This window comes from Hyphomicrobium sp. 802 (assembly GCF_000526135.1).
Lineage (GTDB): Bacteria > Pseudomonadota > Alphaproteobacteria > Rhizobiales > Hyphomicrobiaceae > Hyphomicrobium_B.
The window spans coordinates 599210-614134 of record NZ_JAFM01000001.1 but is presented as its reverse complement, the minus strand read 5'-3'; the positions used below and the strand labels follow the sequence as shown (position 1 = coordinate 614134).

Annotated in this window: 14 protein-coding genes; 6 read left to right on the top strand and 8 right to left on the bottom strand. The window is 61.2% G+C overall.

Features of this window, described 5'->3' with window-relative positions; genetic code table 11:
* Window positions 1-295: 295 nt before the first annotated feature.
* Together HYP802_RS0103095 and ppk2 are read left to right on the top strand one after the other, a co-directional pair.
* Window positions 296-856: a GcrA family cell cycle regulator gene (locus tag HYP802_RS0103095; protein WP_013945677.1), complete on the top strand. Its 561-nt coding sequence runs from the start codon at window positions 296-298 to the stop codon at window positions 854-856.
* Window positions 857-1035: 179 nt separating this feature from the next.
* Complete coding sequence (gene ppk2 / locus HYP802_RS0103090; RefSeq protein ID WP_013945675.1) at window positions 1036-2022, top strand: polyphosphate kinase 2; 987 nt, start codon at window positions 1036-1038, stop codon at window positions 2020-2022.
* 33 nt (window positions 2023-2055) lie between these two features.
* Here ppk2 and HYP802_RS22025 read toward each other — a convergent pair whose 3' ends face one another.
* The 3 genes from HYP802_RS22025 to HYP802_RS0103075 form a co-directional block, all read right to left on the bottom strand.
* The gene (locus HYP802_RS22025) at window positions 2056-2373 is read right to left on the bottom strand and encodes a hypothetical protein (RefSeq protein ID WP_013945674.1); all 318 of its coding nucleotides are present in this window, start codon (window positions 2371-2373) and stop codon (window positions 2056-2058) included.
* Between the two features lie 178 nt (window positions 2374-2551).
* Entirely contained in the window at window positions 2552-3409 is an 858-nt protein-coding gene (locus HYP802_RS0103080; protein WP_013945673.1) for a hypothetical protein, read from the bottom strand.
* Window positions 3406-5163, bottom strand: a complete 1758-nt coding sequence (locus HYP802_RS0103075) for an AAA family ATPase (RefSeq protein ID WP_013945672.1) — start codon at window positions 5161-5163, stop codon at window positions 3406-3408. The genes HYP802_RS0103080 and HYP802_RS0103075 overlap by 4 nt, the downstream gene beginning before the upstream one ends.
* Before the next feature lie 114 nt (window positions 5164-5277).
* Between HYP802_RS0103075 and HYP802_RS0103070 the strand changes: the two genes are divergently transcribed.
* Window positions 5278-5790: an MmcB family DNA repair protein gene (locus HYP802_RS0103070; RefSeq protein ID WP_013945671.1), complete on the top strand. Its 513-nt coding sequence runs from the start codon at window positions 5278-5280 to the stop codon at window positions 5788-5790.
* Window positions 5791-5824: 34 nt separating this feature from the next.
* On the opposite strand, the gene HYP802_RS0103065 is transcribed toward HYP802_RS0103070, so the two are convergent.
* From HYP802_RS0103065 to HYP802_RS22020, 3 genes are all read right to left on the bottom strand, one after another.
* Complete coding sequence (locus HYP802_RS0103065; RefSeq protein WP_013945670.1) at window positions 5825-6406, bottom strand: ActR/PrrA/RegA family redox response regulator transcription factor; 582 nt, start codon at window positions 6404-6406, stop codon at window positions 5825-5827.
* 145 nt (window positions 6407-6551) lie between these two features.
* Complete coding sequence (locus HYP802_RS0103060) at window positions 6552-7952, bottom strand: ActS/PrrB/RegB family redox-sensitive histidine kinase (RefSeq protein ID WP_244420945.1); 1401 nt, start codon at window positions 7950-7952, stop codon at window positions 6552-6554.
* Window positions 7953-8018: 66 nt separating this feature from the next.
* Entirely contained in the window at window positions 8019-8408 is a 390-nt protein-coding gene (locus HYP802_RS22020; protein ID WP_013945668.1) for an MAPEG family protein, read from the bottom strand.
* A gap of 107 nt (window positions 8409-8515) precedes the next feature.
* Between HYP802_RS22020 and HYP802_RS0103050 the strand changes: the two genes are divergently transcribed.
* Window positions 8516-9124, top strand: coding sequence for an SCO family protein (locus HYP802_RS0103050; RefSeq protein WP_013945667.1), 609 nt, complete (start codon window positions 8516-8518; stop codon window positions 9122-9124).
* A gap of 187 nt (window positions 9125-9311) precedes the next feature.
* Complete coding sequence (locus HYP802_RS0103045) at window positions 9312-10079, top strand: SprT family zinc-dependent metalloprotease (RefSeq protein WP_013945666.1); 768 nt, start codon at window positions 9312-9314, stop codon at window positions 10077-10079.
* A gap of 15 nt (window positions 10080-10094) precedes the next feature.
* Here HYP802_RS0103045 and HYP802_RS0103040 read toward each other — a convergent pair whose 3' ends face one another.
* Window positions 10095-12419, bottom strand: a complete 2325-nt coding sequence (locus tag HYP802_RS0103040; protein WP_024275109.1) for a penicillin-binding protein 1A — start codon at window positions 12417-12419, stop codon at window positions 10095-10097.
* Between the two features lie 266 nt (window positions 12420-12685).
* On the opposite strand from HYP802_RS0103040, the gene HYP802_RS0103035 reads away from it, so the two are divergent.
* Window positions 12686-14476: a cation:proton antiporter gene (locus tag HYP802_RS0103035; protein WP_013945664.1), complete on the top strand. Its 1791-nt coding sequence runs from the start codon at window positions 12686-12688 to the stop codon at window positions 14474-14476.
* A 69-nt stretch (window positions 14477-14545) separates the two neighbouring features.
* Here the strand turns inward: HYP802_RS0103035 and HYP802_RS0103030 are convergent, their stop codons facing one another.
* Window positions 14546-14836 carry a hypothetical protein gene (locus tag HYP802_RS0103030; protein WP_155831114.1) on the bottom strand — a complete coding sequence of 97 codons (291 nt, stop codon included), beginning with the start codon at window positions 14834-14836 and terminating at the stop codon, window positions 14546-14548.
* Window positions 14837-14925: the final 89 nt, after the last annotated feature.

The window sequence follows — 14925 nt, the reverse complement described above, 5'->3', positions numbered from 1 at the left end:
TCTCCTAGTCAGGCCACGAGATATGGCGGCGCCAGTCGCTAAATCCTCGGTTGTGTATCGGCTCTGACCGCGCTTTGGGCAATCTGCCAGTTGGCGGCCGCCCGCGTCTCTCGCGCGTTTCTGTTCTGCGTCTTCTCAAGTTTTTGCGTTTGTAACCGGTTTGGGACCGTCGTCCTTCGCCGCGCGTCGCGTTCGTTTACGCGCGCTTGGCATGGGCTCGATTTCGGCCGGGGTAATCGCGGGCACCGGGGGGTGTTCCGCCGCTGATGCGGCTCGAGAGGGAGCAATCGACGCTATGTGGACTGATGAGCGCGTGGACCTTTTAAAAAGACTCTGGTCTGAAGGACTGAGCGCCAGCCAGATCGCCGGACGCCTCGGCAGCGTAACGCGCAACGCTGTCATCGGCAAAGTCCATCGCCTGGGCCTTTCCGGCCGCGCCACCACCTCGCGGATGAAGTCGCACCGCCCGCGCACCCGCTTGGCGAATGTGAAACGGCCCGTCAACAAACCGCGCTTTGCGCAAGTCGGCAATCCGGCCGTGCGCGCGCTCTATGTAGACGCCGAAACTTACGTGGCGCCTGCAGAGGAGATCGAGATTCCGGTCGCCGAGCGCAAAACCATTCAGACGCTGAGCGAGTGCAGCTGCCGCTGGCCGATCGGCGATCCTCAATCTGCCGATTTCCATTTCTGCGGCAAACCGAAGGTTCCCGCGCTGCCCTATTGCGAGGTGCATGCCCGCCGCGCGTTCCAGCCGGTCGCTCCGCGTCGCCGCGAACGCACCGAGATCGAAGCGCCTGTTGCGGTCAGCCTTCCGGCGCCTGCCATCGCTGGTTCCGATCCAAAACAGAGATCCTGACGGGATTGCCCGCCGGCCGGCTGGGGGGCAGGCTTGGCGGAAGAAGCGGAAAGCCAGCAGTCGCGGGGGTGACTGCTGGCTTTCCCATTTTAGAACGCGATTGACCATCGAAAGTGCCAAGCGACACCGCCTTGAAGCGGCATGCTAGGCTCACCATCGTTATGGGCCGGAGATGGTAAATGTCGAAGAGCAAGCGCAAAGACAAAAAACACGAAAGGCTGGAAGACGAGCCGCTGCCAGACGAGGCTGCTACCGCTATGTCGATCCATAACGGCGGCATGGACGAGACGTTCGAGCACACGTCGCCGTTGCCGAAGGGTTTCTCTCTCGCTGATCCAAAACTTCCGAAGGAAATCGAAGACGCCGCCATGCGTTCCGGCGGCTATCCCTATGACAAGCGCATGAAGCGCGAGGACTACGAAGAGCGGCTTCTTGCGCTCCAGATCGAGCTGATGAAGCTGCAAAGGTACAATCTCAAGGTCGGCAATCGCATTCTGTGCCTCTACGAAGGCCGCGACGGCTCCGGCAAAGGCTCGTGCATCAAAGCATTCAACGAGCACATGAACCCGCGCAACACGCGCACCGTCGCTCTGCCCAAGCCCACCGAAACCGAACGCGGACAACTCTACTTCCAACGCTATGCCGTGCATCTGCCGACTGCGGGCGAAGTCGTGCTATTCGACCGCTCCTGGTACAATCGCGCCGGCGTCGAGCGCGTGATGGGCTTCTGCACCGAAGACCAACTCGCCGTTTTCCTGCGCGAGGCGCCCGAATTCGAAGGCCTGCTCGTCCGCGACGGCATCAAGCTCTTCAAGTTTTATCTCACCATCGGCCGCGAAATGCAGATCGAGCGCTTCCACGACCGCGCGCAAGATCCGCTGAAACAGTGGAAGCTGTCGCCGGTCGATATGGCCTCGCTCAACCGCTATGACGATTACACTCGCGCCGAGGTCGAGATGTTCCGCTTCACCCACACCGCGATTGCACCCTGGGTCGTCGTTCGCGCCAACGACCAGCGCCGCGCCCGCCTCGAAACCATCCGTCATGTGCTGCTGGCGATCGACTACGAAGACCGCGATCTCGACGCCATCGGCAAGCACGACCCGCAGATCATCGGCTCCGGCCCGGAGTTCTTCCATCCGCAAGTCGAAAAAGCAGGCGACTAAACCTAACTAGCTCGGCCCGAACGCAGATGAGACTTATGCTTTTTTAAAATGATCCACGCGCGTGTAAGTAGCAGTGACTTCCATGTGATGACCCAACGCGCGGACTTTATATTTTGTAAAATATCCGGTTGACCAATGCGCCGCGAATTCCAAAACTTCGCCTTCGAACTTCACGTCATATATTTCGGCGTTTTCTGAGTCATTGGTATCAGTCGCCCTTACACTAATTCGCTGACCAGGCACCCACTCAATTTCGATCGCGACCCACGTGGACCATTCATCCATGCAGATCCAGCGTCCGAGCAGCCTTGAAAGTGGTTCCGACGCGCCAGCTATCGTATCGCCGGTCATTTGAATTTCCTTTCTCGCGCTGCCGTGCACACCTTTTTCACACCTTAGCCGGACTTGACCCGGCCATCCAGAACTGCGGGTAAGATCCTTGAGTGTGTGCTCCAGGAAGGCCGCCTCCAAGGCGTCAATGACGTGATCGAGCGAGACGTTTCCTCGTGGAGGACAATTCGAATGCTATCTATCGCACCAGCAGGATCGGCGCGCGCGCGACGACGGACGCACGCGACAGCTCGCGTCCGTCCGCAATGGCCGCCCCGCCGAACACGGCGATGACGAGGCTCGGCCGCAGCCGCGCAACGACTTCCGTCAGCGCTTCCGGCACGCCGAACGTCGGCCCGACCTCTTCGAACACGACAGGCACATGGAATTCGAGCGCGATCAGCCGCGACTGCGCTTCGATCTCGGCATAAGACTCGGCCGTATCGGCGCCGATGACGACATGCACCGGCCCGCGCGGACCCGACAGCCGCTCGGCCGCCCGCAGCATCGACGTCAAACGTTCGGCATCTTCGACGATTACGACCACGCGCGGCTGTTTCGTTCGCTGCGGTCCGCAGAGCAGAAAGCCGGTCGCACCGCTGACGTTCGCAAGCAGCGTCCCGATGACGTTATCGCTGCCCGACACCGGCATCCGCCCCAGCGCAACGATATTCCAAGGGCCGCGTTCAACGCACATTTCGGAAATCCGGTCGACGGCATCGCCGCTGGCCAAGGCATGCCGCACCCGAACGCCGTGCGCCGCGCCCACATTGTCAACCGCCCGGCGGCACCGCGTCACCAGAAGCTCGAAGCGGTGATCATGCTCGGAGAAATCGCGGCGACCTGAGGCACCGGAAGGCGCGATAACGCGGATCGGCACATCCTCGGTCAAGCCGCTGCTGGCATCCGCAATGACGACTGTTTCAATCTCGGCGCCATAAGCTGCCGCGAGGCGCACCGGAGCCTCAAGCCGAGACGCCGGATATTCGGCTTCCGGATCGAGCCAGAGCACGACCCGCCCGCTCAGTTCCGATGCTTCGGCGACGTGGGCGATCACGGCGTATCGCCATCGGCGCGGCGGGCGAGCGCTGCGTTGAGATCGGCCACGCGAATTTGCGACGCCGAGTGATCTGCGGCGATGGCATCGGCTTCTTGCAGCAGATGCAGAAGCTGAATGCCGGCAAGCGACACACGCCCGCCACCGCGACGAACAGCGTCCTTATAGATAAGCGGCGCTACACCGGCGTTGATCGGGCGAAGACCATGATCGACCGCCAGCCGCGCCGCGCCTTTCGCGAACTCGTCCTCGCTGAGCTCCGACATCGGCACCGTGTCTGCGAGCTTTGCGACGTGCGGAAAATATCGCGCAATACCGGGCTCAATGGCTTCGAGCTTCGACCACGACTGCGCATCCGAGACCAGCACGACGGTCGCAGCAAACGGCATCGGATCAATCTTTACGCCGACGCCCGGCGCACTGAGTGGAGAAATTTGCTTGCTGCGGATTGCAGCACTGAGCACCAGCCAAGCCGCCGGATCGGCCGCGAGCCGCCACGCCTCAACGATGACGATTCCCGACCCGGCGCGCATCAAGTGGCCGGGAAGAAGAACAGGAAACCCCAGCGCATCGCGGCTGACCTCGCCGAGCAGATCGGTTGCCGACGCCTGCCGCGCAATGACGACTTTACTCGGCACTGTCGGATCGACGAGTTGCACGTCCTCGGAATCGAGAAAAATGACCGGCGCGAAAGTCTCGGTCCCTGCATGGCGTGTGGCCGCCGAAAGAAACGCCTCTTCGATAGCATCGAGCGCCGCACCGATGGAAAGCCCATCGGCATAAGCGCGCCGAACGGCAGCCAAGCCCGGACGCAATGTCCTGAGCGCCGCTTGACGAATGAGCACGTCATGCTTCTCGCTGGCTTCGAATTCGGCGTCCGGCAACGTCGCGACGATCGACTGCAACTCGTCTTCGAGCACCGTGATCTTCGCTTCGACGTTGCGTTTCAAAGCTTCCGGCAGCGCCCGAAAAACATCCGAGCGCACGACGCGCCCTTCATGCATCGGCGCCAGCACGTAGCCGTCGAGAGATTTCACGACCGCAATGTTCTGCGCTTCAGCCCGGCGACGAATGGATTCGACCGCGCGCTCGCTGCGATAGCGCATGTCTTCTTCGAGGAGATCGAGACTGATGCGGTGCTCTTCGCTTTTTAGATAACGTCCAAACGCCGCGCACGCTTTGTCGAGCGTAATTCTCGTATCGCGTCGGAACCGCGCGCCTTCGCCCGGCGGCAACTCGAACCCTTTAGCTCGCGACGGCGCGTTGGGATCCACCACGAAGATCCAGTCGGCGGCAGGCGCACGATCCACTTCGGTGCCGAGCGCTTCCGCGAGTTCCAATCGGCCGGTGCCCGGCTCGCCCAGGATGAGCAGATGTTCGCCGCGACCGGCGCCGAGCGCCGCGCGAATTTTGCCGATGGCTCGTTTCTGTCCGAAGAAATGCGTCTGCTCGACCGGCTTGATCTGCGCCAGATCGCGCGCGGGCGTCTCCGTGACGGAGCGCTGATCCTTTGCCGCGCCACGCTCGCCAGTAGGCGCAACATCCGCGAGGCGATCAGCAAGCCGACTGGTCACGAGCGTCACCACATTGGTTGATGCTTCGGCCTCGATGGTATCAACTGTGTCCACCGCGACCTCCGCCGCAGGCTGCTCAGCTGCTGCCTGCTTGACGGTAGTGATCGGTGGCGGCGTTTCCGCTTCGACTGTGACCGGCGCCTCGGCCTTCTTCTCCGATCTGTTGCGCCAGAAGACCATTCGCACGCTCTCCCCCCGGGGACCCTATCCCCTCGAACGACGTTTTGGACGACCAAGAGGCCGTCCCCGCTGCCAGCTTGTCTGCAACAGTCGCACGGTCATAATGGCGGGACCATGACCGACGGTTCCTCTTCCTCAACGAATCCTTTTCAGCCTGTCCCGAATACGGACAGCGCGGCGACCGAGGTCGTGCGCAACTACGAGCGGGCACGTGCAATCCTGCGCGGCACGCAGCGCCTGCTGCGCACGCTCAACTTCGAAAGTTTGCACGAGATCACACTCGGTAACGGCCGTCGCGCCGACGTTCTCGCTATCGGACGCAACGGCGAGATCTGGATCGTAGAGATCAAGTCGAGCATTGCCGACTTCCGCGCCGATCAGAAATGGCCGGAGTACCGTGAGTACTGCGATGCGCTGCTCTTTGCGGTGGCGCCCGATTTTCCATCGGAGATCCTGCCGCCCGATACCGGGCTTATTCTCGCTGACGCCTATGCTGGAGATTTGGTGCGTCCGCCGCCACCGCATCCGCTGACGGCCGCGCGGCGGAAGGCGTTAACGATAGCGATCGCGCGCACGGCGTCGATGCGTCTGCTGGCGCAGATCGACCCCGGCCTCGCGATCGAATAAGTCGTGTGAGGTAGCAGTTGCGAAAGCGGCGCGCTTACTTCGGCGCGCGCTTCGCCAAAATCCGCTGCAGCGTGCGGCGATGCATGTTGAGCCGGCGTGCCGTCTCCGAGACATTGCGATTGCAAAGCTCATAGACGCGCTGAATGTGTTCCCAGCGCACGCGATCGGCCGACATCGGGTTTTCCGGCGGCGGCGCCTTCGCGTCCGTCGGCGCCAGAAGCGCGTCCGTCACGTCGTCGGCATCGGCAGGCTTCGCGAGATAATCGACAGCGCCGAGTTTCACAGCCGAAACAGCTGTCGCGATGTTGCCGTAACCCGTCAGCACGATAGCGCGCGAATCGGGACGAGCCTTCGCCAGTTCGGCAATGACGTCGAGGCCCGAACCATCCTCAAGACGCATATCGACAACGGCGAAAGCCGGAGCCTTCTCGCGGATCAGATCGACGCCTTCCGCAACCGAGTGGCCAAAGCGGACTTCGAAGCCGCGAAGCTCCATTGCGCGCGCCAGACGTTGCAAGAAGGACCGGTCGTCATCGACGATGACCAACGAACGGTCGGCCGGCAATTCATCCTGCTTAAAAGACAGGTCTTCGGTAACCAAGGGAGCCTCCCGCATCACGGTTTATCCGTTAGCTTTTTTCATGACAGGCCATATTTCTTATGCGGCCTAAAGGGCTAACGTCCCTTAAGCAAGCAAAAAGCAACCCGAAAGGTTACTTCGCGGGCAATAAAAGACAGGGCTTTAGCGGCAAATTGCCAGTCTAGGCCGCATTTAGAGGCATACCACGCCGTCCCGGCCAATTGAAGGCCCCCGGCGGCAGCTCGAACGCCGTTCTTGGCCAAGAAATCTGGATGTTAGCCCCCCGGCGCGGAGGCGACAGGTTTGAAAACGTCACCGTTGCCCCCGACCGCTCCAGCAAGGTCTTGGCGATGAAAAGCCCGAGCCCGAGGCCTGAATGGCCGTGCTCGCCTTTATCCTCATAACGTCGAGAAGTGACGTAGGGCTCGCCGATCGAGTCCATCATTTCCGGCGCGAAGCCCGGACCATCGTCCGTGATCGTGAAGTAAACGTGCGAGCCGTTCCAGCGCGCCGATAGTTGCACCTCCGACTGCGCAAAGCTCACGGCGTTCTCAATGAGGTTGCCGAGGCCGTAGATCACACCCGGTCGCCGGTGCGCGACAGGTTCGATCCGCACTTCGTCGTCGAGTCCGGGCAGCGGATTGGCCGAGATGATGATGCGCTTGCCCGCGGACCGATGCGCCGCCGAAGCTTCTTCGAGAAGCTCGACAACGGTCAGGCTCGCATGCATCGGATCCTGCTCGTCGGGCTTGCGCGTTAGCTTCTGCAGAATTTCACGGCACCGCCGCGCCTGGCTGTGCAAGAGCTGAAGATCTTCGCGATATGGGCTGTCCTTGCCGAGCTCGTATTCGAGCTCCTTCGAAACCAGAACGATCGTCGACAGCGGCGTACCGAGTTCATGGGCCGCCGCAGCCGCCAGGCCATCGAGCGCGTGCAGGCGCTGTTCGCTCGCGAGAACCATGTCGGTTGCGGCAAGCGCCGCCGACATCTGTCGCGATTCCTTGTTCAATCGCCACGTGAAAAAGGCCATGAAGCCCATCGTCGAGATCAGCGCGATCAACGCACCGACCTTATAATCTCGTGGCAGATCGAACCGCATGCCCTGGTACCACGGCAACGGATAGTGATGGCTGATGAGCAGCGTTCCGGCGGCGATCACCATCGCGCCGAGAAAAAGCGTGTAACGTGGCGGCAGCGTCGCCGATGCGACCGTGATCGGCGCAACCAGCAAAACCGCGAAGGGATTCTGGATCCCGCCCGTCAGATACAAAAGCCCTGCGAGCTGCAACACATCGTAAACGAGCAGCGCAAAGGCGAAGTGTGTCGTCAAACGATGGCGCGCCGGATAGCGAATGGACAGGAACACGTTGAGCCATGCCGACGCCGCAATCAGCACGAGACAACTGCCGATATTCAAAGGAAAACCGTAAAGCAGTGTCACGGCGGAGATCGCGCCGAGCTGCCCAAGCACCGCCACCCATCTCAGGCGAACGCTGGTGACGAGCCGCAATTGACTCTCGCGCTCGTTGACGATGCCTTTCAGAAGCTGCCCCGCCGGAGGGCCATCCATTGACGTGCTCATAAACGCAATGATCCAATGTTGAATGTCGTGACTTCACGTCGCACGGTCGTCACGTATGCGCTCGCGCTATGAACGCAACTGCAGAATATTTAGCATTGCTAGAAGCGCGGTTGTAGCCCATGTCAGGGTTACCCCACTCGCCCGGATGGGGCTTGGCCCATCGTGAAACCATAAAGGTCCCGCGAAAAGCATCCGACCCGCGATGAGAGCGATGCCTGCCGCATGCAGCACTATCTTGTCGCCGCCGTTGAGTTCATAGAGAGCCATGAGCAGCGCACAGAGGGGAATGTTTTCGACGGTGTTGCCGTGTATGCGGACCATGCGCTTCAACACGTTCTGTCCACCATCACCGAGCATCACGCCGTATCGGAAACGGTGCACCGTAACGTTGATCCCCATTGCAACGATAATGAGAGCCAGGATGCCGGAGTAGAGGGCTGTAATCGCAACGGGCATGTCGAGACCTTTGCTTGCGGGTTGCGAGCGAAGGGCCGCCCCATCGATGCGGCGACTTCGGCGCCTGATAACATTTCTAGCCAATGCGAGTTGGAGACATCAAGATTATGAATCGCACGACGATAGCTCTCGCCTTTGCCGGCTTGCTGACCGGCACGGCGCTCGGATTTATTGCACTCAGAAGTCCGAGTTCGACGATCGAAGGTCAGTCGACCGTCTCCGGGCGCCCCTCCGTCGGCGGACCGTTCAGCTTGATCGACAACACCGGCAAGCGCGTAACCGACAAGGACTACCTCGGCCGCTACATGCTGGTGTTCTTCGGTTACACAAACTGCCCGGACATCTGCCCCGCAGGCCTGCAAGTGATGTCCGCCGCACTCGACAAGCTCGGCAAGCGCGCCGACGACATCGTGCCGATCTTCATCACACTGGACCCTGCTCAGGATACGCCCGAGAAGATGGCGACATACGTTAAGGCGTTCAGTCCGCGTCTTGTTGGTCTCACCGGGACAGAAAGCGAAATCGCAGCGACTGCGAAGGCTTATCGCGTCTATTATCAGAAAGTCGCCGATGAAAAGGATCCCAAGAGCTACACCATCGATCACTCCGCGATCTTTTATTTGATGGGGAAAGATGGAAAACTGCTCGCGCCGATCCCGCATACGAACGATGTCGATCAGCTCGTTGCTTCGTTGGACAGGGCACTTCCGCAGTGAGCAAGCGGCGATTCGTTCCTGAGACCCGCGGGCCACACTTTCACATGCTGGAACATCCCTGTGACATTGCATCTGGAGCGACGACGAGAACCTTGATAGGTCATCATCGTGCTGTATTGATCAACCATTCGCGATCGGCACTTCGTTGCATCACTTGGATGCGCGTCGGCTTTAGGGGGCAGAGCGCATGAGGATCATGAACGGACGGCGCGCCATCGACTTGAGTTCCAAAACACGATCCGTCCGCCTCGAAGACATCGGTGCGCAGTTGGAAGTGCGTCGTCATCCCGGCGCCCGGCGTCTTACGCTCCGCGTAAGTCGCACGCGCCGCGCCGTGATCGTCACGCTGCCACTGCAATGCGATCTCGACGAAGCGGGCACCTTCCTCAATCGCCACATCGATTGGGTTCGCGCCCGCCTCGACAGCTTGCCGAACCATGTGCCGTTCGAGCACGCCGCCGCCATGCCGCTGCGCGGCGTTCCGCACACGATTACCTTCTCAGGCCAAAAGCGCTCACGCATCATCGCCATCGACAAGCGTGGCGCGCATCCATCGATTGTCGTTCCTGGCGACGAAGACTTGGCGCCCAACCGTTTGACGCGCTGGCTTTTTGAGGAAGCCAAACGCGATCTCGCAGCGAGCGTCGAAAAACACACGCGTCCGCTATCGCTCCAGGCCAAGCGCATTGCGATCCGCGATCAAACGAGCCGCTGGGGTTCGTGCTCGACGACCGGCGCGTTGTCGTTCTCGTGGCGCCTGATCCTCGCGCCTCCATTCGTGCTCGATTACGTCGCCGCGCACGAGGTGGCCCATCTCATCGAGATGAATCACGGCCCACGCTTCTGGGCGCTCGTCAAAAAGATCTGTCCGGATTTCGAAAGCGCCAAGCAATGGTTGCAGGTGCTCGGTCCCGATCTTCACCGCTACGGCCCTGCCCACTGTCGCGGACACTGACAGGGCATCCCGGCGTCACCACCAATTGCTGAATGGAAAGGCGCCGCTTTGCGGCGTCGATGAGTCCGGCGCAGCGACTTGCGCGGCATGACTGCTGCCATTCGCCGGCGATGACGCCAGAGCTTTCTCGATGAAGTCTTCGCCGATGCTGTTGGCCGGATGCGATGCATTCGGCGCGGCGAGCGACACCGAAGTCGCCGAATAGGGCTGCTGTACCAAAGCGCCCGGACGACGCTGCCATGGCAGAATTTCTGGCGCTTCGACCACACGCGGCAGCCGGTTCGCAAGGCCGCCCCATGTCGCCGCTTCGACCTGGGGGTTCGCGACAACGGTTCCCGGCAACAACAGCGGCGGCAAGCCTTCGTCGGCAACGCGCATCACCTGCCGCCAGATCTCGGCGGGCAGACTGCCGCCCGTCGCGCGGTTCATCGACTTGCCGTTATCATTGCCAACCCAGACGCCTGCCGCAAACTGTGCCGTGTATCCCATGAACCAGGCATCGCGGAAATCCTGCGTCGTGCCGGTCTTGCCCGCCGCAGGCCGATCGGGAAGTGCGGCGCGCCGTCCGGTGCCGTAATCGACGGCCGCATTCAGGATGTCGTTCAGCGCGCCGATGCGGTCCGCCTCTGGGATGCGCGCGTTCTGCGGCGGCTCGTATTCGTAGAGCACACGGCCGCGGCTCGTCGTGATCCGCGTGATGACGTGCGGCGTGACCACGTATCCGCCATTCGAGAACGCCGCATAAGCACCCGCCATTTCAAGCAGCGTCACTTCCGACGTCCCGAGCGCGAGCGACGGACCATCATGCAGCTCGGACTTGATGCCGAGCCGCTGCGCCAGATCGACGGCCGTGCCGCGCCCGATCGCCTGATTGAGGCGCACCGCAACGGTGTTGATCGACTGCGCAATCGCGCGCCGGATCGGAACCGGCCCTGCGTACTTCCCGTCGTCGTTCTTCGGCGACCACCCGCCGATCGTGATCGGCGCATCATTGACGATCGTGTCGGGCGACATGCCCTTGTTCAACGCGGCGAGATAGATGAACGGCTTGAACGCCGACCCCGGCTGTCGCTTGCCCCTGATGACGCGATTGAACTGGCTGCCGGCATAATCACGGCCACCGACCATCACACGCACACCGCCGCTGCCGTCGAGCAGCGTCATCGCCGCTTGGCTCGCACCGTAGGCCTCGCCTTTCCGTGCCAGCGTATCCGCGACGGTCTCTTGCGCGCGCCGCTGAAGATTTTTATCAACGGTCGTCTCGACGATGAGATCGGCCTGTTCGTCCTCGCTGACCGCAGCCGGCAACTGATCGAGAACCCAATCGACGACATAGCCCGCGTCTGCCGCCGTCTGCTCGATCTTCTGTTCGTTGAACACCAGCGTCTGCGCCAGCGCCTGCGTCTCCTGCGCTTCGGAGATGAAGCCGGCATCAAACATCTTGGTAATGACAACGCGCGCCCGCGCGCGGGCAGCGCCAGGGCTCGCCGACGGCGAATATTTCGAAGGCGCCTTCAGAAGCCCGGCAATCATCGCCGCTTCCGGGATCGTCAGTTCGCTCGCAGGTTTATTGAAATACCGCTCGCTTGCCGCCTCCACGCCATATGCGCCGCTACCGAAATAGACTTGGTTCAAGTAGAGTTCCAAAATCTCCGGCTTCGTCAAACGAACCTCGAGCCACAGCGCCAGCCCAAGCTCGGCGATCTTGCGTGACAGCGTTCGGTCTTGCGTCAGAAACAAATTCTTCGCGAGCTGCTGCGTCAGCGTCGAACCGCCTTGCGCGAACCGCCCGGCGCGCAAGTTCGCAAACATCGCCCGCAGCATGCCAGCCGGATCGACACCGTAATGATCGAAAAAGCGCCGGTCTTCTGTTGCAACGACTGCCGCAGGCAACGCTTTGGCCATTTTTTCGAGCGGGATGTATTCATGCGGCGCACCACGCACGGCGAGCACCGTTCCGTCGCGCGCCAGGATCCGGATGAGCGGTGCATGGCCGGAGGCACGCAGCGCCAGCGGGTCCGGAAAAACAACGGTGTAATAGACCATCATGAATGCGAAGGTCAGCATCAACAGACCGGTGCCCAGAACCGCACCGCCGATTGCGACGCGATATTTCAGCGTCAGCCGAGGCGCGCGTTTCTGTTTCGGTCGCGAAGCCGCTTGCACAGCCTGAACAGGCTTGTCGGCCCCACCCGCACCGAACGCCCGCGTCGCAACGGACTGAAACGACGCCGGAAGCGTCGGCTCGGGCGCCGCAGCTGGCTTGCGCCGCGGTCCGAACAGAATCCTGCGGACCAGCCACAACACAAAACCCAGAGCTGCTGCGATGGCACGCAACACCGTCAATTCCTTTGAAGGCGGAGCCCCCTCCCCTGCACTGCGTCGGTGGCACCAGTCCGACGCAGATCGTCTGTGAAACTGTTACAGAAGGTTGGCTAAAGCCGCGTTAAGTTCGCGCATCGCGAGCGCTCAGCGCTTAAACATCCGAACGCGGACGGCCAAGTTGTAGGCACGCAAAATTTCTGCATACGGACGAGCGAGCGAAATGCCCAGTGGCGCGTGGCGTTCCGGGCCGTCATACTCTTACCAACTGTTAAGGAGAGGTGATGTCGGCTGCGGGAAATCTGGCGAACTACAAAGATGCGCTTTTGGTTTTGGGCACGGCTGGTGTCGTCGTGCCGCTATTGCATCGCTATGGCGTCAGTACCGTTCTCGCTTTCCTCCTCTCAGGCGCGTTCCTCAGTCCCGGCGGCCTCGGCGCCCTGACGCCCTACATTCCGCATCTCGATTGGCTGACGATCACCGATCCCGAACGACTTGCAAAATTTGCCGAGTGGGGCGTCGTCTTTCTGCTCTTCATCATCGGCCTTGAGCTGTCGTTTGAACGCCTTTCAACGATGCGTCGCTTGGTCTTCGGCCTCGGCGCATCGCAAGTCGTTGTTTCGGCGGCCCTAATCGGACTGGTCGCCTACCTGTTGGGTCAGCCGCCGGTCATCGCCCTCGTCATCGGCGCCGCGCTGTGCCTGTCGTCGACCGCGATCGTCATCGAAATGCTGGCGAACCAGAAGCGGCTCGCAACCTCCGTCGGCCGAACGAGCTTCTCGATCCTGTTGTTCCAAGACCTCGCCGTCGTTCCGATCCTGATCTTGATCAGCATATTGGAGCCCGGCAACAAAGGCTCGCTTCTCGCCGGCATCCTAATGGCCGTCGTGCAGGCTGCAGCAGCGCTCGTCGCGATCGTCGGCGTCGGCCGCTACGTTCTTCAGCCGCTATTCCGCGTCGTCGCGCAGACACACAACGAAGACCTGTTCATCGCCACCACGCTCTTCGTTGCCGTCAGCACCGCATTCGTCACCGCCGCGGCAGGCTTGTCTCTCGCACTCGGCGCATTCGTCGCCGGTTTGCTGTTAGCCGAAACCGAATATCGCCGCGCCGTGCAGACGACGGTCGAGCCGATCAAATCGCTTCTGCTCGGCGTCTTCTTCTTTTCGGTCGGCTCGCAACTCGATCTAAAAGCCATGGTTGCGGCGCCCGGAGCTATTTTTGCAGCGACAGTCGGGCTACTCACCCTGCAAGCCGTAATCATCTACGGCCTCTCGCGCCTCTTTGGCGTTGCCCGCGGCGCAGCCCTCGAAACAGCGGCACTGCTGGCGCCCGGCGGCGAATTCGCGTTCGTCATACTGACGCTCGCCTTGGAATCGCACCTCGTCAGCCGCGAATTGACGAGCATCCTGCTAACATCCGTCTCGCTGACGATGGCGTTAATCCCGGCTTGCGCCAAGCTCGGCCGCTGGCTGGCGAAACGCAACGCCCCTCCTGCGGCCGTCGATCCGGCGCTCACCGTAACGCCCGCCGGCGAAGGTAACATCAAAGCGCTCGTCGTCGGCTACGGCCGCGTCGGTCAACTGATCGGCGACCTGCTGGCCGAGCACAAAATTCGCTATATCGCCGTCGACCGCGCCCCGAGCCTCGTTGCCAACGCCCGGCGCGAAGGCAAGCCGGTCTATTTCGGCGACGTCCGCAACGTCGAATTTCTTGAACATTGCGGTCTCGACACCGCCAAGGCCGCGATTATCACCATCCACACGCAGCCCGAGATCGACGCCATCGTGAAGGCGCTGCGAACGCGTCACCCGAACCTGCTCATCGTCTCGCGCGCCAAGGATGCAAGCCACGCTCGCCACCTCTACGACATCGGCGTCAACGACGCCGTGCCCGAGACGATCGAAGCAAGTCTTCAGCTATCGGAATCGGCGCTCGTCGGCCTCGGCATTCCGACCGGACTCGTCATCGCATCGATCCACGAAAAACGCGACGAGTTCCGCGCCGAACTCCAAGGCGCCGCCAAGAAAGCAGGCACCGAAACCCACGCCCTTCCCGGCCGCAAAAGGGTCTAGTCGTATGTCATCCTCGGGCTTGTCCCGAGGATCCATCAAGCACCCGCGCAGAATGAACGATCTAACCCGTCACCGATTGAGCCAGTTCGCGGGCGTAGTCTCCCACCCCTCGAAGCGTTCGGTGACGTTTCGAACGATTGCGTGGTGATCCCGACTGTCTTCGATCGTAAACAGGCGAGATTTGCGATCAACTTTCTCGATATTGCCGCTGACATATTCGACGAAATCGTCGGTCAATGAAAACTCGCCCTCTTGAAAGGTTTGAGAAGAACACTGCCGCTTTCCTGGAAAAACGACTTGAATGCAGTTTTCGACGACCAGTTTCGAACCGTTCAGGGAAAGTGACGTTTCAAAACCCACGTAACTTTCCGCAACCCCGATACGGTAGAAAAAAGGCCCATAAGTCTCCGCCGACGCGGAAAAACTGCAGATCAAAACCAGGAGCAAAA

Bases quoted from the DNA above. Each gene is read 5' to 3' on its own strand.
- HYP802_RS0103095 (WP_013945677.1), top strand. From the start codon at position 296: ATGTGGACTGATGAGCGCGTGGACCTTTTAAAAAGACTCTGGTCTGAA.
- ppk2 (WP_013945675.1), top strand. From the start codon at position 1,036: ATGTCGAAGAGCAAGCGCAAAGACAAAAAACACGAAAGGCTGGAAGAC.
- HYP802_RS22025 (WP_013945674.1), bottom strand. From the start codon at position 2,373: ATGACCGGCGATACGATAGCTGGCGCGTCGGAACCACTTTCAAGGCTG.
- HYP802_RS0103075 (WP_013945672.1), bottom strand. From the start codon at position 5,163: ATGGTCTTCTGGCGCAACAGATCGGAGAAGAAGGCCGAGGCGCCGGTC.
- HYP802_RS0103070 (WP_013945671.1), top strand. From the start codon at position 5,278: ATGACCGACGGTTCCTCTTCCTCAACGAATCCTTTTCAGCCTGTCCCG.
- HYP802_RS0103065 (WP_013945670.1), bottom strand. From the start codon at position 6,406: ATGCGGGAGGCTCCCTTGGTTACCGAAGACCTGTCTTTTAAGCAGGAT.
- HYP802_RS0103060 (WP_244420945.1), bottom strand. From the start codon at position 7,952: ATGAGCACGTCAATGGATGGCCCTCCGGCGGGGCAGCTTCTGAAAGGC.
- HYP802_RS22020 (WP_013945668.1), bottom strand. From the start codon at position 8,408: ATGCCCGTTGCGATTACAGCCCTCTACTCCGGCATCCTGGCTCTCATT.
- HYP802_RS0103050 (WP_013945667.1), top strand. From the start codon at position 8,516: ATGAATCGCACGACGATAGCTCTCGCCTTTGCCGGCTTGCTGACCGGC.
- HYP802_RS0103045 (WP_013945666.1), top strand. From the start codon at position 9,312: ATGAGGATCATGAACGGACGGCGCGCCATCGACTTGAGTTCCAAAACA.
- HYP802_RS0103035 (WP_013945664.1), top strand. From the start codon at position 12,686: ATGTCGGCTGCGGGAAATCTGGCGAACTACAAAGATGCGCTTTTGGTT.